The following is a 21,036-nucleotide window of genomic DNA, read 5'->3' as shown; positions in this document are numbered from 1 at the left end:
CGATATTATTCTTAAGGACTCAGAGTTTAACAAGTCCTGCTTTAAGAGCCAGACGGACACATTTATTGGCTTCCTGCATAATCACCTCCTGTGGATATCGGTTCATTTCCCGATATCCATCAGATTTAGCCATGCGACCTTCCATTCCGGCATTATCCAGGACGGTTTTCCAGGCATCCCGTATTTTCTTTGAATCCTTTTCTCCCACGCCCCCCGACAGCGTTCCGAATAACTCTTTCGTATTGTTATTGAGATGTTTATATTCAGCAGCGTCCGGGTCTAATAGCATGGCCATTTTTGTTGATTGTCGGGTCGCTTCATAGCAGAGCCCTGCCGTTTCAAGCGATATTTTGGCTGCAAACGAGGTGGTAGAAAATCCTATAACAAAAAATGTAATAACAATCTTTTTCATGATATGAAGCCTCGGTAAATTATGCGTGTGATATATATTTCAGGAGAAGGGTAATATGAGGGAGGGACAGGTTATGTCCTGGTTGATAAAAATATTTCGATACCTCGTTCTTAGGGGGTTCCAAAAATATCTGCTTTCAGCCGGTTTGTATTATCTGGCATTAATAAAAAACCCTCAGATACCCTGTCTGACGCGCTCTCTTATCAGAGGGGCCAGTCGCACTTTGCCGGGTGCAATCACCTCTGTTACGGTTTCCACTCTCAATAAGTCACGCTGCCCTGTGCGATGGCACACGGAAAACTGCTGGCAAATGTCATCGACTGACAGGGTATTGCCCGTATAAAGCTGAAGTAAGATCCATCCCAGTCTCTCGGCTATTTTCTCGCCTCGTGTTCGGTGCATAGTCCGTACCTTTATGGATTTGAAATTAAGAACCCTCACTCACAATTGCGTCTAACCAACTGTAATATCGACATAATTTTAAGGGTGTAAAACGTCCGTTGGGGTAATGATTAACAGACATCCCCCTGATTGGTCATTTAGGGGGAATGTTGGTAAAACCACGAGGGATCTGAGATCCCCCGTGTCTGCACTTGTTTATGCGAACAGCCAGGAAAAAGAGACATCATCTCCATGCTGTGATGCACGCAACATGCAGTAGATTACAAAGCCGCCCGCTTTCTTCCTGTTCATAACGGGTCAACAACTTTCCACAGTTACCGTTACCCGGTAAATCCCCATAGAGAGATACTCCATAAAATTACGCTCCCACAGGGACCAGAGTTCATTCCTCTCTGCTGCCAGTGAAATATCCCCAATCAGATAATGGAAGACATAATTCCCCGACCAGCAAAAATCAATTTCTTTTTCCAGCTCAGGGTAGACACGCCCCATATAACTAAAATCTGTGACATAATCAAAATACCATTCATTATTCTTACGGATAAACCGTATTTCAACGGGATGAAAGCCCCCGGATTCTGCACTGTAGTCCGGATCGCGGAAATTAATAACCACTGCCTCAGTTATTTTTTGTAAAACCTGATTTGCCAGAAGAGTAGTAATATGCTGCTGAAATTCTTTAGTAACAGGCAGAGTTAATCCTGCCTGTTTTAAGGCATATTGGGTTTGCATAATAAATTTTCCTTTAGAAAGTAAATAGTGGTGTGTGGTGATTTCTGGTTGTATAACAGTGCAGGAAATAAATTAATCCTCTGTAATCTTTCCCTGGCTACTGATCGTATTAAGTTTATTCAACCGCTCCCTCCAGTCCGGGTATAATACATGAGTAAATAACTTCTCTGGATGTGCCTCCAGCAGACATATATCCGGGGAGCGTAAAACAGCAGCCAGAAAACCTGCATTGTTGGCGCTTGCCCCTTTGAATAGCGGCCTGAATACTCCGGATGAGAAGCCGGTAGCAGGTTGTGTTTCCAGAACAGTTGCAATCTTAGAAAGTGAGATCCAGTCCTTAGAGAACAACCCTCCACAGCCATTTGCCACCAGACGAAGATAAAGTTCATTGTCCACCTCTGATATCGCCAGTTGCCATGTCAGAATACCACTTGCCTTAGGACTGATTTTTTCTGCCTGGCCTGTTTCAATGAGCAACTGATAGTCTTTTACATCAGATAATGTTTGTTCATCTGCACTGAGATTTTCATGAATAACCTCTGCCTCATTTTTAATCTCCTTCGAAACTGACTCAACATTATTTTTAACTAATTTTGATTTACTCATTTTGCGTTCCTGGTTTTGCTTGTTTTTAATAGCGTGATTCGGCCATAGAAATTAATAAATCAATACCCTTCAGAGGGCAATCGGGGTGAAATAACAGATAAATACCGTTCCCGTTATCTTCCGTAACAGAAAGCATCAGGTAATAGTCATCTGTCAGACGGACTACAAATTCTGGATTTTCAATTAACTGATGAATCACATTTAATACCTGCGCTTTAATATCTTCAGGTACATCATCGGGCTCGACATATATTAATGTCACCCCGACTTCATCCCAGAAACTCATTGCAGAGTATTCATCTTCAAATGGGAGTACCAGCTCTGTTTTCAACAGACTCATTACTGACTCCGGAAGAAGGAGCGACGGCAGGTCTTGCCAGTTTGAGATAAATTTCATTGAATAATCCTCATAAACAAAAAACCCGATACGTTTTAAGTATCGGGGTTACACAGACAGGGTAAAGAATCTGGAATTGCCTTCAGTGGTCATCTATATTCTTTCATAATATCCACAATCCTTGCAGATAAGCACTGGCGCATTATTCCTTTCACGCTGTTCAAGGAATCCAAATAGACGCTGTATCGCCCTGATGATTTCTTTAAGCAATTCTGGTAATTGCTCCGGGCTAATATAACCGGATGTCGATGTCAGAAACCGGTCATCGCGAGTCACCTTTGCTATATTTCCGGCAGTTTCTGTGACTGTATTCCGACTACCGCACTTAGGGCACTTTAACGGCATAATCATTCTCCACGTTTAAGAGATGCAAAAATCACTGTTCTTTACTGGTAGCTACGGGGGGTAAAAGAAGGTCGGTAACACCCTGCCCGGTCTGACGCATTCGCTCTGGTGTCAGTTTTGCGTAGCGCTCCGTACTCTGAATACTGGCATGCGCAAGCTGGGCTTTAACGTCATACAGACTGTACTGTCCGCTGGAGACAAGTAATGATGCGACGGAATGGCGCGTAGTGTGGAAACAGACTTCACTTTTATCTATCCCGCACTCTGCCAGTATTTTTTCATAGGCCCACCGGGGTTCTGATATTGGTTTTCCATTATCTTTTACGGCAAACAGATAGGGGTTGCTGCCAGCCCGTGGGATCGAATCAATAATAGATAATGCAACATCACTGAGATACACAGTTCTGCTGCGACCATTCTTAGTATAAGGAATGAATAACGACCTGTTATCCCGATCAATATGTTTGTGCATGACGTTAAGCATTTCTGATTTGCGGGTACCGGTTAACAACAGCATTGCTATCAGTCCCCCCGCAGCCTTATTAGGATATCGTGCTGCAGCGTCGAGGATCCTTCTGATCTCATCGGCGTCAAAAAAGCGCGTCCGCTGATTATTCTCCTTCAGCAAAGGGATCTTATCGGCTTCATTCTTCTCCAGGACATCCTGTCGTAGCGCATAACGCCCCATAGTTTTCAGAACAGCCAGTGCCCTGTTACAGGTAGACGGTGCATACTGCTGGCCGTGAATACGACCCTCAAGCATGTCGAAAAGCACCTGCTGGATTTCCCGGGCCCGAAGGTCGCAGTAACGTATCTTCCCCAGACGAGGTTCAATGTATTGCGTGAAACGCTGAACATCCTTATCCCAGGACTTTTTATGGCGCTTGATGAACGGAACATAGGTCTGGTGAAAAAACTCACTAAGTGTTGGCATCGCACGATAATTATCGCGTTCTGCTTTAGGGTCATTTCCCAGTGCAATCGCCTCCTTGTGACGACGAGCTATCTGACGGGCTGTCCCCACATCAATTTCAGGGAATCTGCCAATACTGATACTTTTTTTGGTACCGTGGAATGTGTAGCGCAGGAGGAAACGTTTGTTACCCGTTCGACCTGAGAGGCATTTGAGGCCAATGACCTCGGTATCAGATACCTCAAGCTCTGTAGATCGGGTATCTGTGTTTGCCGGAAGGGCTTTGATGGATGAATTGGTGAATCGGAAGGATTTTTGCATATTTATCCTCATATATCTGATTGATATCATGAAAATAATATATATCTGAAGGTGTTTTTATTACGGGGCAGGATTGAAGAATGGAAAGGCTATTAGACGCGTACAAACGGATATTACAGGAAGTTGACGCCCAGTCATTTAACCTGAATGAAGATAAATACTCAGGCGTCTTTTTACCCGTGCCGTTTGAAGAATACTGGCATTCACCGGTAAAAATCATGCTGGTTGGACGTGAAACCGCTGGCTGGAATACACTGAATGGTAAGAATACGATATCACGGGTGTTGGGACTTATACCTGACGTCACCATCGGGCAGGTGGTTGAAGAAGCTGTAGATCGTTACAGGAAACATCTTCCGGTACAAAATTATGGCACCGCCAACCTCAAATCACGTAGCCGCTTCACGCAATATCATTTCAGGCTGGCCCGGGAGCTTAATATCCCTCCTCAGGCTATCGTGTATGCCAATCTACTCGCGTGGGATTACGACGGACTGACCCCTCTCAATCGCCCTCAAAATGAAGTGCAGGAAGTCATATTAGCCTCGCTGAAGCTACTGGCGGTACAAATTAAACACCTTGAGCCTGATTTCATCATCTTTGCATCTGGAGCCCGGAGAACAGACTACATCATAAAACAGGTGCTTACTGAGCTAGGCGGCTATGAGACTTCTTCAGTCACTCCGGGGAAGCTGTGGGAGTTCAAAACAGGTAATACAATCTGTTTCAGAATTGCCCATCCAAGGGCTATGCGCGGACACCAGAAGTACAGAGATGAGGTGATTGCACGAATTAAGCAACTTTGTAGTAAGGGCGGCTAGAGCATTACAGCTTGCTCAGCAGGCCCCCTTCCCGGAAGAGTTCCGGAAAACAGGCAAAGCGGCCTGGTTCTCTATGCTGGAGGCGACACGTTCGATTCGGCATTGCCAGGCCGGAGATTGCAGCTCATTGCACCCCGTGAGCACAGGATATGCACAGGACATGAATTTCAGGCACAAAAAAACCACCCGGAGGTGGTTTCACGACACTGCTTATTGCTTTGATTATTCTGATGTTTCCCATGGTACCCGGAGTGGGACTTGAACCCACACAGCGCGAACGCCGAGGGATTTTAAATCCCTTGTGTCTACCGATTCCACCATCCGGGCTCGGGAAGAAAGTGGAGGCGCGTTCCGGAGTCGAACCGGACTAGACGGATTTGCAATCCGCTACATAACCGCTTTGCTAACGCGCCGTAAAACTTTTTAAAGTGACACCCGCTACTGCGCATGTCTTTAATCTGGAGCGGGAAACGAGACTCGAACTCGCGACCCCGACCTTGGCAAGGTCGTGCTCTACCAACTGAGCTATTCCCGCATGTCATCAAGCAAACGTCTAACCACTTGATTTCATTATCGTCCGGCTTGCTGTGCCGCCGTTCGATGCGTTGCATTCTACTGATATGACGTTATGAGTCAACGTTATTTTTTGCATCCCCGGATCGTTTGCTGAAAATTACGGCGAAACGATCACTGATCAAGCAAATCCCCGCGCGCCGCGTTCAAATATTGCAGCATGGACCACAGCGTCAGTACTGCCGCGACCCACAGGAGACCAATCCCCGCCCATTCAACCCAGGCGTTCGGGCGCCAGAGCATCCAGACCAGCGCCGCCATCTGCGCCGTCGTTTTGACTTTACCAATCCACGAGACCGCCACGCTGCTGCGTTTACCCAGTTCCGCCATCCACTCGCGCAGCGCAGAGATAATGATCTCACGGCCGATCATGGTGGCCGCAGGCAGCGTCACCCACCAGGTATGATAGTGCTCGGCCACCAGCACCATCGCAATCGCGACCATCACTTTATCTGCCACCGGATCGAGGAAGGCGCCGAAACGGGTGCTTTGATTCCAGCGGCGTGCCAGATATCCATCAAACCAGTCGGTGACCGCCGCGATCAGAAAGAGCAATGCGCAGGCGAAAGGTGCCCAGACGACCGGCAGGTAAAACGCCAGTACAAAGAACGGGATGAGTACAACACGAAAGAGAGTGAGCAACGTAGGGATATTAAATTGCATAATGACGGTAACTGTTTGTTGTCAGTAAAATTTAGCTCTATGTTGCTACAGAGCCCTCAATGTTTCAACGAGTAGTAGATCTTTTCTGCCAGCCCTTGCGAAATACCCGGCACTTTTGCAATTTCCTCGATGCTGGCGTTGAGTAATCCTTGCAATCCGCCCATATATTTCAGCAGCATCTGCCGACGTTTTGGCCCCACTCCTTCGATCGTTTCCAGGCTACTGGTGTTTTTTACCTTCGCCCTTTTTTTGCGGTGACCGCTGATGGCATGATCGTGTGATTCATCGCGAATGTGCTGGATGACGTGCAGCGCCGGGGAGTCCGGCGGCAGGCTGAAGCCCTCGCCTTCCGGCTCGAAGAACAATGTCTCCAGACCGGCCTTACGATCGGCCCCTTTTGCAACACCCAGCAGCAGCGGATGGTTTTTGTCCCAGCTGACATCAAGCGACTCAAATACCGCTTTCGCCTGGCCGAGCTGCCCTTTCCCGCCGTCAATCAGGATCACATCCGGGATCTTGCTCTCTTCAATGGCTTTGCTGTAGCGACGCCGCAGCACCTGATTCATGGCCGCATAGTCATCGCCCGGCGTGATCCCGGTAATGTTATAGCGGCGATACTCGGCGCGCAGTGGGCCATTCGCATCAAATACCACGCACGACGCCACCGTCTGTTCCCCCATCGTATGGCTGATGTCGAAACACTCCATCCGTTTCACTTCCGGCAGCTTCAGCAGCGTCGCCAGAGCCGCTAAGCGCTGGTTCACCGTCGACTGCTGCGACAGCTTAGTGGTGAGCGCCGTCGCCGCGTTGGTGCGTGCCAGCTTCAGATAACGCGCACGATCGCCGCGCGGTTTGGTTTGTACATTGACCCGACGCCCCGCCAGTTCAGAGAGCGAATCGGCCAGCAGGGTTTTATCGTCAAGACTGAAATCGAGCAGGATCTCAGAAGGCAGCGTACGCATCTGGCTCCCCTGCAGATAGAACTGGCCGACAAAGGTTTCCACCACTTCACCCAGTTCGGTACCGCCAGGCACTTTCGGGAAATAGCTGCGGCTGCCGAGCACTTTGCCCTGGCGAATAAACAGCACGTGCACGCAGGCCATCCCGGCGTCAAAGGCTACGCCGATAACGTCGAGATCGTCACCGGTATTCGAGACAAACTGTTTCTCAGTGACTCTGCGCACCGCCTGGATTTGGTCGCGGATCCGTGCGGCCTCTTCAAACTCAAGTGCGGCACTGGCTTTTTCCATGCGCGCAATCAGCTGCGTTAAGACCTGATCGTCTTTTCCGGCTAAGAACAGGCGCACATACTCCACCTGCTGGGCATACTCTTCTTCACTCACCAGCCCGGCCACACACGGCCCCAGGCAGCGCCCAATCTGGTACTGCAGGCACGGGCGCGAGCGGTTACGGTAAACGCTGTTTTCACACTGGCGGATCGGGAAGATTTTTTGCAGCAGCGCCAGCGTTTCTCGCACGGCATAGCCGTTAGGGAACGGCCCGAAATATTCGCCCTTGGCGTGTTTTGCACCGCGGTGCATGGCGAGGCGCGGATGGGTGTCGCCGCTCAGAAAAATAAACGGGTAGGATTTATCATCACGCAACAGGACGTTATAGCGCGGCTGGTAGAGCTTAATATAGTTGTGCTCTAGCAGCAGCGCTTCTGTCTCGGTGTGCGTGACGGTGACATCAATATTCTGAATGAGTGAGACCAGCGCTTCGGTCTTACGGGAGGCCAGGTTACTGCGAAAATAGCTGGAGAGGCGTTTTTTTAGATCTTTTGCCTTCCCCACGTAGATAACCGTACCGCCAGCGTCATACATGCGATAGACGCCAGGCTGGCTGGTAACGGTTTTCAGAAATGCTGTTGAATCGAACACATCACTCACTGACTTAACAACGTCTCCGCATTACACAAACCGTGCCGGATGGCCAGGTGCGTCAGTTCGACGTCACCATGAATGTTCAGTTTACTGAACATCCGGTAACGATAGCTGTTCACCGTTTTCGGGCTGAGATTCAGCTGTTCCGAGATCTCATTCACCTTCTGACCTTTGGTGATCATCAGCATAATCTGCAATTCACGCTCGGACAAACTGGCAAACGGTGATTCGGTTTTCTCGGGCTCGATCTGACTCAGCGCCATCTGCTGGGCAATGTCGGAAGCAATGTAGCGCTGTCCGGCAAACACGGAACGGATTGCATTGACGACTTCCTGCGGCGCAGCACCTTTACTCAGGTAGCCCGCTGCGCCCGCCTGCATCACTTTCGCGGGCAGTGGGTTTTCGGTATGCACGGTCAGCATGATGACTTTGGTATCAACAAAGGTACGCGCGATTTTGCGTGTTGCTTCAAGACCACCGATACCGGGCATATTCATATCCATCAATACCACATCGGCCGAGTTTGTGCGGCACCATTTTACCGCATCTTCGCCGCAGCACGCCTCACCGGCAACTTTAATACCTTTAATATCTTCAAGAATGCGTCGTATCCCTGCGCGCACCAGTTCGTGGTCATCAACAAGAAGGACGTTGATCAAAGGAAATGTCTCCAGAATAGGGATAACGCTACTGAGTGATAATTTGGTTTATATTAACGGTTTTCCTCACAAGATTAAAACGTTAAAAAACCGGCTATTCGATTTTGCTCTCGTTTTTGGAAATTAGGCTGTACAGTCCGTGGAAAGAGAGACCATGCATTCAGGGCTTTTGCAGCTTTTTTTAAGCATCTGTATTCAAAAAGTTACAAAAAACTTGCAGGCTTTTCCTGCAAAAAAACAGATCTCAAATTTTTGTAACAATAATTAACGGCAAGCGAACCGGGCATAAACAATTAATAGCCTTTGACGACGGTACAGTTTACCTGTACGTTCTGTTTACGCAATTAAACATCCACGTAAAAGTACAAAAAACAACCGCTGCATTTTTTGCTTCAGCTTGTGGTATACTCCGCCGCCTTGACTTTCGTCGTCGCGCTTTAGCGCCGTTAAATAATGAGGAAAATAAATGAGCACACCTGAATTTGCCACTGCGGAGAATAACCAGGAACTGGCACAGGAAGTAAACTGCCTGAAAGCACTGCTGACGCTGATGCTGCAGGCGATGGGCCAGGCGGATGCCGGTCGTGTGATCATTAAAATGGAAAAACAAATCGCGGAGATGGAAGACCAGGCTGAATCTGCGGTATTTGCTAACACCGTTAAGCAAATCAAACAAGCCTACCGCCAGTAACAAAAAACGGCTGGATGCAGTGCATTCAGCCGTTTGTTCGTCTGTCACGCAGAACGTATTATCCTGTCAGATCAGTCCCGTTGCCGCCGCGTAGCAAGCAATCTGGGTTTTGTTGGGCGCGTTGAATTTCTTCTGCATATTTTTCTGATGGAAGTTAACGGTATTCTCAGAGATAGAGAGAATGATCGCTATTTCCGCTGACGTCTTCCCTTCCGCAGTCCATTTCAGAATTTCGCGCTCGCGTTTGCTGAATTTCATTTCGGGTGGCATTACCATCCCATCTTCGAAACGCATCAGAGAAGTTAAGGCCATTTGCACCAGCATTTGCAGCCGCAGTTCTATTTCCTCACGGGAAAAAGGCCCTTCCTGTACACTAGTACGAGAAACAGACAGGAAGCCAAGCGCATGATTAGGCAGCATCAGGCACTGCGTTATTCCCGCGCGTAAACCGTGGTCCTGGGCGCTATGCCATAATTCCTGAGCCTCGGCAAATAATGCGTCTGTCCAGGGCAAATGACCCTGGATGAAATTTTCCGCTTTTAAAACAGGATCGATAGCGAAATAGTTCGCGGATTGATATTGCGCCATCCACGGCTTTGGATAAGTGGTCTGCAAAGAGATTTTAGGGCGCGTAAAGGGCACGGGATGTCGCACGCAGAGCGCGTAATAATCGAATTCCAGCGCCTGAGTTTGCCGCTCTAGCTCCCGATATACCTCATCGGTATTCGTCAATTCCTGAAACCGGAGGGAGCAATCCCGTCGCCAGGTGAAAAAGTCTGAATCCTTCATACTTACTAAATGAAGCCTCTAAAAGATAATCATTATTATGGTGAATATAACCTAACACATAAAACTTTTTTCTAACTACAAAATATCGGCATTAGCACAATTAACTTTACTATTGATAAGGTTTATCCGGGCCGGATGGAATAAAAAAACAAACGACTGCCCCCGAAGGGAGAATAATTTGCTCCAGCCTAACTTTCTGGAGCAAATTAGTGCAAAAATTCTACTGCATAAGGAATTTTTCAAGGAACTGACGGGTTCGGGGCTGTTGAGGGTTAGCGAACAGGCTTTTCGCTGGCCCCTGCTCCACAATCCGCCCCTGATCCATGAAGATGGCTCTGTCAGCAACATCGCGTGCAAAGCTCATTTCATGCGTCACGATCACCATCGTCCGTTTCTCCTGCGCCAGCTGGCGAATGGTGTTCAGCACCTCACCCACCAGTTCCGGATCGAGTGCAGAGGTCGGTTCATCAAAAAGGATCACGTCAGGGCGCATCGCCAGCGCGCGCGCTATCGCTACGCGCTGCTGCTGCCCTCCCGACAGACGGCGAGGATAGCTGGTCTCTTTCCCCGCCAGCCCGACTTTAGCGAGCAGTTCGCGCGCGCGTACCGTCGCTTCCTCTTTCGATTCACCTTTTACAATCACCGGCCCTTCAATAATGTTCTCCAGAACCGTACGGTGAGGGAAGAGATTGAAGTTCTGGAATACAAAGCCGACATGCTGGCGCAGGCGGCGAATTAACCCTTTCTGCTGGCTGATGGATTTCCCGGTATCAATCGTGATATCCCCAACCCGAATGGTGCCGCCTTCCGGCTGTTCAAGCAGGTTAATACTGCGCAGCAGCGTCGTTTTTCCCGAACCGCTTGGTCCGATAATTGCCACCACTTCACCCTGCTCTACTTCAAGATCGATCCCGTGGAGCACCGTTTGACCGTGGAATTTTTTCACCAGGTTTTTGACGTCGATAGCACTCATTTTGGATCACGCTCCTGGCGGTTAAGCTGGTTTTCGAAGTAGTTTTGCAGAGCAGAAAGCACCGTCGCCATCACCCAGTAAATCAGCGAGGCGGCCAGATACATGGTAAAGACTTCAAGCGTGCGCGAAGTAATGAGCTGCGCCTGACGGAACAGTTCCGGTACCTGAATCGTTGCCGCCAGGGAGGTATCTTTCACCAGGCTAATGAAGCTGTTGCTCAGCGGTGGAAGCGCCACGCGCGCCGCCTGCGGCAGAATGGCCCGACGCAGCGTCTGCCATGGCGTCATCCCGATACTGGCAGCTGCCTCCCACTGCCCTTTGTCAATGGAGGAGATCGCCGCTCGCAGGGTTTCTGACGTGTACGCCGCGGTATTGAGCGACAGACCAATCATCGCTGCGGGGATCGGATCCAGCTCGATACCAAACTGCGGCAAGCCGTAGTAGATCATAAAGAGCTGGGCGATAAGCGGCGTGCCGCGAAATACGGAGATATAAAAGCGCGCCAGCCAGCGCACCGGCAGGATGGGTGACATGCGCATTAATGCCAGCACAAATCCCAGCACCAGGCCGAAGAACATCCCGCCGATACTGAGCTGTAACGTAAATACCGCACCTTTCAGCAGATACGGCAGAGAATCAATAACCAGTTGAATACTTTCTTGCATTATTATTTTTCGACCTGATTTTTAGACATGAGGATGGTAGGCAAACAGCGCAGGCGCCCCGCCGGTATGGACAAATAAAATCGGCCCTTCATCCTTAAAGCGTTTCTGCGCAATACCGTCAATCAGTCCGGCCATCGCTTTGCCGGTATAAACCGGATCGAGCAGTATCCCCTCGAGGCGCGCCAGCAGCTTCACCGCCTCCATGCCCTCTTCGTTAGGCGTGCCGTAACCCGGCGCAAAATAGTCGTCCCAGAGCAGAATGTCGGCCTTGGCCTTCAGCTCCAGCTGCTCGGCTACCGCCTGCTGTAAGGTGACCACTTTCGGCTTCTGCTCGGCGACGCTGCGGGACACCGTCACGCCAACCAGCTCGACGTCCGGCAGCAGTTGTTCCAGCCCCACCGCCAGCCCGGCATGCGTGCCCGCGCTTCCGGACGCGACAACCACGGAGGAGAGGCTTACCGCGCCTTCGCACTGCTGCGCAATTTCCAGCGCACTCTCCACATATCCCAGCGCGCCCAGCGCGTTCGAACCGCCGACGGGGACAACGTAGGGGCGGAACCCCTGCGCTTCCAGACGCGTCGCCAGCTCGTCGAGCTGGGCGGTCGGGTCAGTCAACGCATCCACCATTTCGACCTGCACGTTAAACAGGTCCAGTAGCAGACGGTTGCCGTTGGTGAGATAGTTTTCTGCCCGCGTGCCAATCGGGTTTTCCAGCAATGCCACGCAGTGGAGCCCGAGCTTTGCCGCCACTGCCGCCGTCTGACGAACGTGGTTGGACTGGATAGCCCCGGCGGTAATGAGCGTATCCGCGCCTTCGCGCAGTGCATCAGCCGCCAGAAACTCCAGCTTGCGCAGCTTATTGCCCCCCATCGCCATCGGCGTCACGTCGTCACGCTTGATAAAAATATCGCGCCCTAAATAATCAGAAAATCGCGGCAAGTACTCCAGCGGCGTCGGCGCGCCGATGAACTCCAGGCGGGGAAAGCGCGTTAAATTCTGTAGTGACATGGGTTCTCCGGTAACTCTGACAAAATGTGATATTTTTCATTATGCACGCAGACGCGAAAGAAATAAAAAAGGCGCTTTTAAAAGCGCCTTTTTTTACGGCAGAAGCTTATTTCGTGACGTCTGCACCGAACCACTTCTCGGAGAGCGCCTTCAGGCTGCCGTCTTTTTGCATGTCGGCAATCGCGGAATCAATCGCTTTGACCAGGTCTTCGTTACCTTTACGAACGGCAACGCCTGATTCCTGACGAGAGAACGCATCACCCGCTACCGCCAGGGTATTGTTGGTTTTCTTCACCAGATCCAGCGCGGCCAGGCGGTCAACCAGAATGGCGTCGATACGGCCCACGCGCAGATCCTGGTATTTCGTTGGATCATCATCATAAGTGCGGATATCCACGCCCTGCACGTTCTGGCGCAGCCACTCTTCGTAGTTGGTACCCAGACCGACACCGACTTTCTTCCCTTTCAGGTCCGCGGCAGTTTTAATTCCGCCTTCGTTGCCTTTCTTCACCAGCGCCTGAATACCGGACACGGTGTACGGCGTAGAGAAGTCATATTTCTTCTTACGCTCGTCAGAAATGGTCACCTGATTAATCACCACATCAATACGTTTGGAATCCAGCGACGCCAGCATACCGTCCCATTTGGTCGGTTTCAGTGACGCTTTAACGCCGAGGTGCTTCGCCAGTTCTTCAGCAAACTCCACTTCAAAACCGGTCAGCTTACCGTCATCGCCCTGGAAGCTGAACGGAGGATAGGTTCCTTCCAGCCCGACCAGCAGCGTACCGCGCTCTTTTACTTTATTCAGCAGGTTTTCTGCGGCGAACGTTTTCACGCTCATGCCCGCAACCAGCGCAACGGCCATAACACCCATCAGCGCCTGACGACCCAGAAGTGCAAATTTCATAAATACCCCGATATAGTGGAATTTTTACGTAGTGTAGAGAAATCGCCTGCCACGTCAAAGGCGACTGCGCTACATCTTATTCTTTTTTAATATATATCAGAAGTTGTTCCGGCGTGGGCTTTCTGCTTTATGGCACCCGGCATTTGCACCTTGTATTGCGCATACTTGCGCAGCGCAATTCGGTAGTTATTGGTGCTGGTCGCAGGCAGCCACGGCTCCAGATTTTCATCCAGATAACCGGTTTTCAGCAGATCGCGAGAAATATTGTTTACGGTCAGATGTTGCCCAAGGCGGCGCAGGCGAACGACATATTCGCGAACGGTGCCGTGGCTCATCTCCGTTTGTTCAAACAGGAACTGCTTGAAGCCGATAATATCGAAGAAGTCGCTTTGCTCTTTGCAGTGGAGATCCCCACAGAAACGGCAAAGCGCCACCCACTCTTTTTGCTCTTCGAGCCATGCTGCTTCGTCCATCAACGTGTCGAGACGCGAAATCGCAATCTTATTGACGATTTCGCCCCGGCGAACCAGCGTGATACGATCGAGTAACTTGTTACAGTGGGCGCAATGCGTCTGGCTGTGTTTAAAGTCTTTCAGGTAGCGGCTTAAAGGCCGTCTTTTAGATTGCTGCACCGTCATGATAACTCCTGGTTGTCAATACGTTGTGCGGCATTTTTAAGGTGAATCAATCACCTATAACTTACCCAGCTTGGTTCGTAAGCGTTTAATGGCCTGGCTGTGCAGCTGGCTCACCCGCGACTCTCCCACCTCCAGAACAGCGCCAATCTCTTTGAGGTTAAGCTCTTCCTGGTAATAAAGGGTCAATACCAGCTGTTCGCGTTCAGGCAGAGCTTCAATAGCCTCCATGACGCGCTGGCGTAAATTCCCTTCCATTAAATGGTGTAACGGGTTCTCCTGCTGGTGCTCGTCCGTCACCAGCTCGATGCTATCGCCATGCTCTTCTCGCCACTCGTCATAAGAGAAGAGTTGGCTATTATTGGTATCGAGCAACATCTGACGATACTCTTCAACAGCAATGCCAAGACGTTCCGCCACTTCGGTTTCCGTTGCGTTACGTCCCAGTTCCTGTTCCAGCTGCCCCATCGCATGCGCCACTTCGCGCGCGTTGCGGCGAACGCTGCGCGGCACCCAGTCTCGGCTGCGCAGCTCGTCCAGCATCGCACCACGAATACGCTGAACTGCGTAAGTCGTAAATGCCGTTCCTTGCAGAGCGTCGTATCGGTCAACTGCATTCAATAACCCGATACCGCCCGCCTGTAGCAGATCGTCGAGTTCCACGCTCGCCGGCAAGCGCACCTGGAGGCGCAATGCTTCGTGACGCACCAGCGGGACATAACGCTGCCACAGCGAGTGTTTATCCATTACACCTTCAGCGGTATAGAGTGAATTCACGATAAACAGCCCTGCGTTAGTTGAGTTATCGGCATGATTATCCGATTCTGCAGGGCGTTCAATTGGATGAATAATGGGTGAAATGGGGGGTTATTTTGAGATTAGAACAGGAAATTCTGCAGCCAGTCGTTTTTCCTCTACTGGCTTGCTGAACATTTTATTGTACCATTTAGTGTTTAACTGTATATTTGCTATGGATTTTTTCCAGCATCCGGGTAACTTTCTTTGTGTTCTCAATAGTAATATCTGCAGGCACGAAACCACGCTTTTGTTTAAACCGTTGCAAAGCAACTGTAACTATTGCTCTGAAAGTGAGCTCGCCTGAAATTGTAGATTGCTTAATGCTCCATCCCTCATCGCCAATATAGTCTTGTGAATCTGCTATATCTGCAAAATAACCAAACGGAGGATGCATGCCAGCATCTATGACCGCAATGGTATGGTCTACATGTTCAAGCGCATTATAGAAACGTTCATCCATGAGCCCCACTGTATCAAGCGCCAGCGCGGTGTAGTAGCTAAATGCCCCGACACAGGAAGGGAACATAAATAGTTTTTCTCCGGCATAATCGCAGCGCATCCGTAAGAGTGGCTGCCCCTGCTGATTAACATTCAGTAACCCATGCTGACTGAAATTGAAGTGTTGTACCCCCGTGAGGCGGGACATTTCAATGTAGCGATGAAAAACATCATTCCGTTTGACAAACACGTCATCCTCAATGAGGAAATAGTGATCAACGCCCTTCTCTCGCAGGTAAGATAGCGCCCGATTTTTGCTGCATCCTACCCCAAGATTCTCTTCATTCAATATATAGTGGCAATCCAGACCGGAATACTCAGGAAAATGTTGTCCATCATTAATAATGACCAGTTCATCAATACATTGGCGCGGAAGAGAGTTTAATAATTTAAGCAAACCGTCTTTACGATTATAAGTGACGATCCCCACTCCAATTTTTTCACCTTGATACATACATCATTTACCTATTCTTCGTTTCAGACACCGCCAGTTTCTGGCGCTCTTCCCCTGGGTACAAGCATTAGCCTATCCATGCACGCTGCCAATCATCCAGACCGCCATCTCTTAACATCCAGTCGCGATGCACTGCTTTGCGCAGTTCTTCACCAGCCTTCTCAAGCGCGTTCCAGTCGTGAATGTATTCACGAACTGCAGCAATCCACGCATTAGGGGTATTTTTTACCCGATGAACGGGCAGGCCACAGCGATAAGGCTCGATATCCGTGCAGATAATGGGGAATCCGCAACTTCCCAGTTCTAAGAGACGTAGATTACTTTTACATTCGTTAAACAGATTCTGTTCGAGCGGGACCAATGCCAGATCAAGATCAAGTTCACTCAGCTTTTGCGGATAATGCTCAAAAGGCACAGGTAAATGGAACTCGCACGCGACGCCTTCAGGCTTCATCCCCATAAACACCCATTCCACTTCATCTTTTAATTCAGAAATGATCGGTAATAATATTTCGAGATCGCCCGTATGGCTCGCCCCCCCCGCCCAACCTACACGCGGTTTTTTACCGCGGCGTTTAGCGGACTTGAGGTTCCCCCACAGTTCTATATCCAAGCGATTTTTGGCCACGCGGATATCCGAATGAAAACGAGAATAGGCTTCAGCCAGCGGCTCAGTTGATACGACAACCCAGTCAGCCTGGGCCAGAGCCGAGGTCAGTCGATTCTGGATGTCTTTTGGTACATTTTCCCTGAAGATATTTTTCTCAGGGACGTCTAAATAGTAATCATCAAATTCCATAATAATTTTGGCATTACAGACCTGACGATAGCGTTGTACTGTCTGGGGAATATCATCGGCGATAGGCACTTCAAGGATCAGGCGATCGGGCTGGAACTGCGCTACTTCCATCACCGTAGGCAGGCCGAGGATCAAACCTCCATCAGCCTTCAACTCTTGCTGAAGCGCGTGAAGAGGTTTAATGACGCGATAATTTCCGCATCCTGTCCAGTTAATGTGGGTCCCCATGATCACAGGTAACGGCTTTCCGGGCAGCGCATGCGGTAAGCGCGACATGCGTGTGTTCAGGCTGAATGTCGACCCGAGACGATTCATATTTGGATTGTAATAAGGATCACGTGCCAGTTCTGCTCCCCACTTCTCCAACAGCACATCATTGCATGCTTCATCCGCATGAGTAGCGACTGCAAATTTTTCAGGGAACAAACGCGAAGCTCCGCCAAGGTGCTTAACTCGGCTAAACGGTGTCCACAGGGTTATATACCCTTGCGCTTTCGCTTTTAATGCCAAATCAACGTCAGCATAGTAGATCGGGAAATTCTCCTCATCGAATCCGCCAAGCTCATCAAATACGTCTTTACGCACCATCATGCATGCTGCACTTACTGCATGAGCGCCCCGAGGGATCTTCAGCCGGCTAAGGAAGCCAGTGTCATCCGGTGAGCTCCCTTTCCCACAGACAACCACGCCGTCATTGATGCCTGTAATATACCCACCATGCTCCAGCGTACCATCCGGATATTCAAGTTTACTCCCGACAATAGCGACTTCCGGGCGTTGAGTGAGTTCGACTAAAGCCCCCATCCAGTTGCCATCGTGAATTTCAATATCATTGTTCATGAACAACAGGTACTCACCTGTTGCATAACGGCTAGCGTAGTTGTTGATAGCAGCAAAGTTGAATGCAGTTTCCCAGCGCAGAACTCTAATTTGAGTCAGTTGCATCGACTCTAGCTGATCCAGATACCTTCTCGCATCCTCATCAGTTGAACCATTATCAACAATGATGATTTCATACTGATGGTAAGCAGTTTTCTCCATCAAAGAATCAATACAGCGCTGGAGCAACACCAGACGGTCCCTGGTCGGAATAATCACCGACACCTTCGCGATAGCGGGAAGTTGATACGTCACGAACTGGACGCCAGGCTCTTCGCCGAATGCGATCGTTGCACGTATGCCGCAGCGTGAGAGATGTGCGGCGGTGATAATTTTCATTTCATCAATGATAGCGGGTTTTTTACACCATTCGCTCATACTGATGGTTCTGGCGACCAGCGCCTCAGGAATATGACCGACCGCGAACGGTCCTTCTTCTTCAATTAATTTCCAGCAAAGATCGATATGACTGAGATACAGGCAGTCTGGATTAAATCCATTGCGCCGACGTAATGCATCTGTCGAAATAAAGGCACTGGAGCCGATATAAGGATGCGCACGCAACATATCTATATCGCATTCCGGCTTAAGAATTAAGCCATCTTCCTTATCATCACGGATAATGAGTTCATCAAAATACCAAAACGCCTTCTGCGGATCCCGCATCGTAAACTCGGCACAGGTAAGTAGTGCATGCTCTTCCAGGATATCGCCTGCCTCTATAATGAGCAAATTAGCGGATGCGATCCCGTCCACCGCCAGATTCAGATCACCCACGAAGCGTATTGTCGAATCGTCAGTAATAGAATGCGATGGTTGCTTACCTACGACGATGAGTGAATCGGCAGTTAATGTCTGGTTATTAACAGAGCGTAAACTCGCACGCAGCTTATCTCGTTCGCCTTCACGATCGATGATTATGACCGAAATACTGGCGCAGGCAGGGAAAGACTGAAGCAACGTACCTATAATTGCGGAACGCAATGATGTCGGTTTTCTATCATTCATCCAGCTACCGACTGACCGCGTTGTTTCTTCCCCGAAACTGTCCATAACCTTGCGGTGAAACTCGAGATTGCGGTACTGTTCTTGCGAAATTTTTAATACTTTTGGCGCAGGCAGACGTTCGAGTATCCGTCCAACACAGGCGTCTAAAGAAAGCTGCGCGTTTGCTTCAGCCCGGTATTCCCAAGCCCATTGGGCTGCCTGAGAGTAACCGTCAAGGATCTCTTTTATCCAACGGTTTTGGTTAGCGATTTTGGGAGCACCTGTCAGTGCAAAGTGATAATCACTGCGTTCCAGCAGATTTGCTTCTGTTAGATAACCGTGTGAGGAAATACCGTCTGATATCACAACTGGTAAACCCATGCCCATGGCAAGTACAACTCGGGCTTCATCACCAATAATAAGCTGATATTGTGACAGCAACGCTGGCGTTACAGGACCTGGCGCAGAGTCGAGATTATAGTAATCCAGTTCAATATTTCTGGTCTGGAATGACTCGGTGAGCTCAACTAAATTTTTATTATACCCACTGGAGATCAGCAGTGCTTTTTCGAGTTTATCAGTGAATACACCTGAGGCAGACGCAAATTGATTATTAACGGTGAGCGGGAAAATCTTGATTCGAGGTTGTTTAATTCCCTTTTCAACTAAGCGGACATAGCTAGCGGTAGAGCAGGCAAAACTGTTGCAGGAAAGCGCATTTTCCACATCAGCGCCGTAGGGTAAATCATAATCAGCGTAACTGTAAAAGTGATGGAAGAAGACTCTGGAAACCCAGTCTCCTTGCATAAAAATCGTGTTCAGCTCGGCGGGTATATAGCCGTTAAATATCCACATCAGGTCATAGAAAGCGTGCAACTGACCATCGGGTTGTTCCAACAAGCGAATGGTTTTATTTTCGTTTATAACATTCAAATTGTTGAGCCAATACCGACCCGTGGTTTTGGCAAAAACATCGACCTGCCAGTTGTGACGATGAAAATATTCTATCAAATCAAAAAAGATACTCTCGTGTTGACCATAGTGTTCAAACCTGTCAATGGTAAGTAAAATTTTGCGCATAATATTTTCAAGTCTATCAACATTTAATTGGAGTTGGAGAATATAACAAAAACCCGGCAACGCCGGGTTTTTGAATATTAAGGACGTAAGAATTAACGCAGCAGAGACAGCATAGACTGTGGAACCTGGTTTGCCTGAGACAGAACAGAAGTACCAGCCTGTTGCAGGATCTGTGCACGTGACATGTTAGACACTTCGGTTGCGTAGTCAGCATCCTGGATACGAGACTGTGCTGCAGACAAGTTAGTTACTGAGTTGTTCAGGTTGTTAACGGTAGATTCGAAACGGTTCTGCATTGCACCCAGGTTGCTACGCGCACCGTCGATACCTTTAAGTGCAGTATCAACTGCGTCAATAACCGCTTTTGCAGTGGTGTTGTCGCTGATAGATGCCGTGCCGCCGGACAGGGCAGTACCAGATGCCAGAGAGCTGAGCTTAGCATTGATCAGAGAGTCAGAACCGATGCTGATGGTATCGCCAGCTTTGGTGTTTGCACCAACCTGAATGGTTACGCCGCCGCTCTGAGAACCATCCAGCAGGTTTTTACCGTTGAAGTTTGCAGCACCTGCGATACGGTCGATTTCAGACAGACGCTGGTTGATCTCGGTGTTGATGGAGGTCATGTCAGTGTCTTGGTTAGTGCCGTTTGCTGCCTGTACGGACAGTTCACGGATACGCTGCAAGTTGGTGTTAATTTCGTTCAGGTTGCCTTCAGCAGTCTGAATCATAGAGATGCCATCGTTGGCATTACGAGCAGCCTGAGTCATGCCCTTGATCTGAGAATTCATGCGGTTAGCAATCGCCTGACCAGCAGCATCGTCTTTAGCGCTGTTGATACGCAGGCCAGAAGACAGACGCTCAATCGCGGTACCCAGAGCAGACTGAGATTTGTTCAGGTTGTTCTGAGTAGACAGGGATAACAGGTTAGTATTGATTACTGACATAATTTAATTCCTTCAAATTGGATTCTAGGGTCGGTGCTTAACACTCACGGCGTCTCTCACCGTCAAAAAGGTTATCGACGAACGTTTTGAAGACTTTAGAATTTTCATTGAATTTTTTTTAACGAGTTAATTTGTAAGGAAAAAATTTAAATCACCATACCAAAAACAGAATTATTTATGGCGTTCATCTTTGTCGGGCTAT

General features: G+C 49.2%; 20 protein-coding genes and 3 tRNA genes. 2 read left to right on the top strand and 21 right to left on the bottom strand.

The window, feature by feature from the left end:
- Window positions 1-19: 19 nt before the first annotated feature.
- The 5 genes from ACMWLG_RS05025 to ACMWLG_RS05005 form a co-directional block, all read right to left on the bottom strand.
- Complete coding sequence (locus tag ACMWLG_RS05025; RefSeq protein WP_021536923.1) at window positions 20-412, bottom strand: hypothetical protein; 393 nt, start codon at window positions 410-412, stop codon at window positions 20-22.
- Window positions 413-1,111: 699 nt separating this feature from the next.
- Window positions 1,112-1,546, bottom strand: a complete 435-nt coding sequence (locus tag ACMWLG_RS05020; protein WP_001194747.1) for a DUF2787 family protein — start codon at window positions 1,544-1,546, stop codon at window positions 1,112-1,114.
- Window positions 1,547-1,618: 72 nt separating this feature from the next.
- On the bottom strand, window positions 1,619-2,152 hold the full coding sequence (locus ACMWLG_RS05015; RefSeq protein ID WP_045619618.1) for a hypothetical protein: 534 nt from the start codon (window positions 2,150-2,152) through the stop codon (window positions 1,619-1,621).
- 25 nt (window positions 2,153-2,177) lie between these two features.
- Window positions 2,178-2,549, bottom strand: a complete 372-nt coding sequence (locus ACMWLG_RS05010) for a hypothetical protein (RefSeq protein ID WP_229218499.1) — start codon at window positions 2,547-2,549, stop codon at window positions 2,178-2,180.
- 376 nt (window positions 2,550-2,925) lie between these two features.
- Window positions 2,926-4,128, bottom strand: coding sequence for a site-specific integrase (locus ACMWLG_RS05005; protein ID WP_045619615.1), 1,203 nt, complete (start codon window positions 4,126-4,128; stop codon window positions 2,926-2,928).
- A gap of 80 nt (window positions 4,129-4,208) precedes the next feature.
- Here ACMWLG_RS05005 and ACMWLG_RS05000 point away from each other — a divergent pair, with 80 nt between their 5' ends.
- Complete coding sequence (locus ACMWLG_RS05000; RefSeq protein WP_021536916.1) at window positions 4,209-4,949, top strand: hypothetical protein; 741 nt, start codon at window positions 4,209-4,211, stop codon at window positions 4,947-4,949.
- Window positions 4,950-5,189: 240 nt separating this feature from the next.
- On the opposite strand, the gene ACMWLG_RS04995 is transcribed toward ACMWLG_RS05000, so the two are convergent.
- The 6 genes from ACMWLG_RS04995 to uvrY form a co-directional block, all read right to left on the bottom strand.
- Window positions 5,190-5,276: transfer RNA gene (locus ACMWLG_RS04995), tRNA-Leu, on the bottom strand.
- A gap of 12 nt (window positions 5,277-5,288) precedes the next feature.
- Window positions 5,289-5,362 (bottom strand) — tRNA-Cys (locus ACMWLG_RS04990).
- Between the two features lie 46 nt (window positions 5,363-5,408).
- Window positions 5,409-5,484, bottom strand: a tRNA-Gly gene (locus ACMWLG_RS04985).
- Between the two features lie 152 nt (window positions 5,485-5,636).
- Window positions 5,637-6,185 carry a CDP-diacylglycerol--glycerol-3-phosphate 3-phosphatidyltransferase gene (gene pgsA / locus ACMWLG_RS04980; RefSeq protein WP_023312285.1) on the bottom strand — a complete coding sequence of 183 codons (549 nt, stop codon included), beginning with the start codon at window positions 6,183-6,185 and terminating at the stop codon, window positions 5,637-5,639.
- A gap of 56 nt (window positions 6,186-6,241) precedes the next feature.
- Entirely contained in the window at window positions 6,242-8,074 is a 1,833-nt protein-coding gene (gene uvrC, locus ACMWLG_RS04975) for an excinuclease ABC subunit UvrC (protein WP_045404399.1), read from the bottom strand.
- The gene (gene uvrY, locus ACMWLG_RS04970) at window positions 8,071-8,727 is read right to left on the bottom strand and encodes a UvrY/SirA/GacA family response regulator transcription factor (protein WP_013096026.1); all 657 of its coding nucleotides are present in this window, start codon (window positions 8,725-8,727) and stop codon (window positions 8,071-8,073) included. The genes uvrC and uvrY overlap by 4 nt, the downstream gene beginning before the upstream one ends.
- Window positions 8,728-9,193: 466 nt before the next feature.
- On the opposite strand from uvrY, the gene ACMWLG_RS04965 reads away from it, so the two are divergent.
- On the top strand, window positions 9,194-9,418 hold the full coding sequence (locus ACMWLG_RS04965) for a DUF2594 family protein (protein ID WP_008500345.1): 225 nt from the start codon (window positions 9,194-9,196) through the stop codon (window positions 9,416-9,418).
- Between the two features lie 66 nt (window positions 9,419-9,484).
- Here the strand turns inward: ACMWLG_RS04965 and sdiA are convergent, their stop codons facing one another.
- From sdiA to ACMWLG_RS04915, 10 genes are all read right to left on the bottom strand, one after another.
- Window positions 9,485-10,207 (bottom strand): transcriptional regulator SdiA, encoded by a 723-nt coding sequence (gene sdiA / locus ACMWLG_RS04960; protein WP_045404396.1) that lies wholly within the window; start codon window positions 10,205-10,207, stop codon window positions 9,485-9,487.
- Between the two features lie 220 nt (window positions 10,208-10,427).
- Window positions 10,428-11,180 (bottom strand): L-cystine ABC transporter ATP-binding protein TcyN, encoded by a 753-nt coding sequence (tcyN, locus tag ACMWLG_RS04955; RefSeq protein WP_023312288.1) that lies wholly within the window; start codon window positions 11,178-11,180, stop codon window positions 10,428-10,430.
- Window positions 11,177-11,845, bottom strand: coding sequence for a cystine ABC transporter permease (gene tcyL, locus ACMWLG_RS04950; protein WP_014884380.1), 669 nt, complete (start codon window positions 11,843-11,845; stop codon window positions 11,177-11,179). Before tcyL ends, tcyN begins: the two co-directional genes overlap by 4 nt.
- Before the next feature lie 21 nt (window positions 11,846-11,866).
- On the bottom strand, window positions 11,867-12,853 hold the full coding sequence (gene dcyD / locus ACMWLG_RS04945) for a D-cysteine desulfhydrase (protein ID WP_045404394.1): 987 nt from the start codon (window positions 12,851-12,853) through the stop codon (window positions 11,867-11,869).
- Window positions 12,854-12,959: 106 nt separating this feature from the next.
- Window positions 12,960-13,760 (bottom strand): cystine ABC transporter substrate-binding protein, encoded by an 801-nt coding sequence (gene tcyJ / locus ACMWLG_RS04940; protein WP_023336163.1) that lies wholly within the window; start codon window positions 13,758-13,760, stop codon window positions 12,960-12,962.
- Window positions 13,761-13,846: 86 nt separating this feature from the next.
- Window positions 13,847-14,398, bottom strand: a complete 552-nt coding sequence (fliZ, locus tag ACMWLG_RS04935; RefSeq protein WP_008500339.1) for a flagella biosynthesis regulatory protein FliZ — start codon at window positions 14,396-14,398, stop codon at window positions 13,847-13,849.
- Window positions 14,399-14,452: 54 nt separating this feature from the next.
- Window positions 14,453-15,172, bottom strand: a complete 720-nt coding sequence (locus ACMWLG_RS04930) for an RNA polymerase sigma factor FliA (RefSeq protein WP_014170714.1) — start codon at window positions 15,170-15,172, stop codon at window positions 14,453-14,455.
- A gap of 169 nt (window positions 15,173-15,341) precedes the next feature.
- Window positions 15,342-16,145 carry a glycosyltransferase gene (locus ACMWLG_RS04925; RefSeq protein WP_052768332.1) on the bottom strand — a complete coding sequence of 268 codons (804 nt, stop codon included), beginning with the start codon at window positions 16,143-16,145 and terminating at the stop codon, window positions 15,342-15,344.
- A gap of 67 nt (window positions 16,146-16,212) precedes the next feature.
- On the bottom strand, window positions 16,213-19,890 hold the full coding sequence (locus ACMWLG_RS04920) for a glycosyltransferase (protein ID WP_045403222.1): 3,678 nt from the start codon (window positions 19,888-19,890) through the stop codon (window positions 16,213-16,215).
- 92 nt (window positions 19,891-19,982) lie between these two features.
- A complete protein-coding gene (locus ACMWLG_RS04915; protein WP_045356863.1) occupies window positions 19,983-20,834 on the bottom strand; it encodes a flagellin domain-containing protein in 852 nt (283 codons plus the stop codon).
- Window positions 20,835-21,036 lie beyond the last annotated feature (202 nt).

It is taken from the genome of Enterobacter sp. 01-M-02-SI-ECC (genome assembly GCF_047530595.1).
Classification (GTDB): domain Bacteria; phylum Pseudomonadota; class Gammaproteobacteria; order Enterobacterales; family Enterobacteriaceae; genus Enterobacter; species Enterobacter cloacae_M.
Note: the sequence above shows the minus strand (reverse complement) of the source record. Positions and strands in the feature narration are given on the sequence as shown.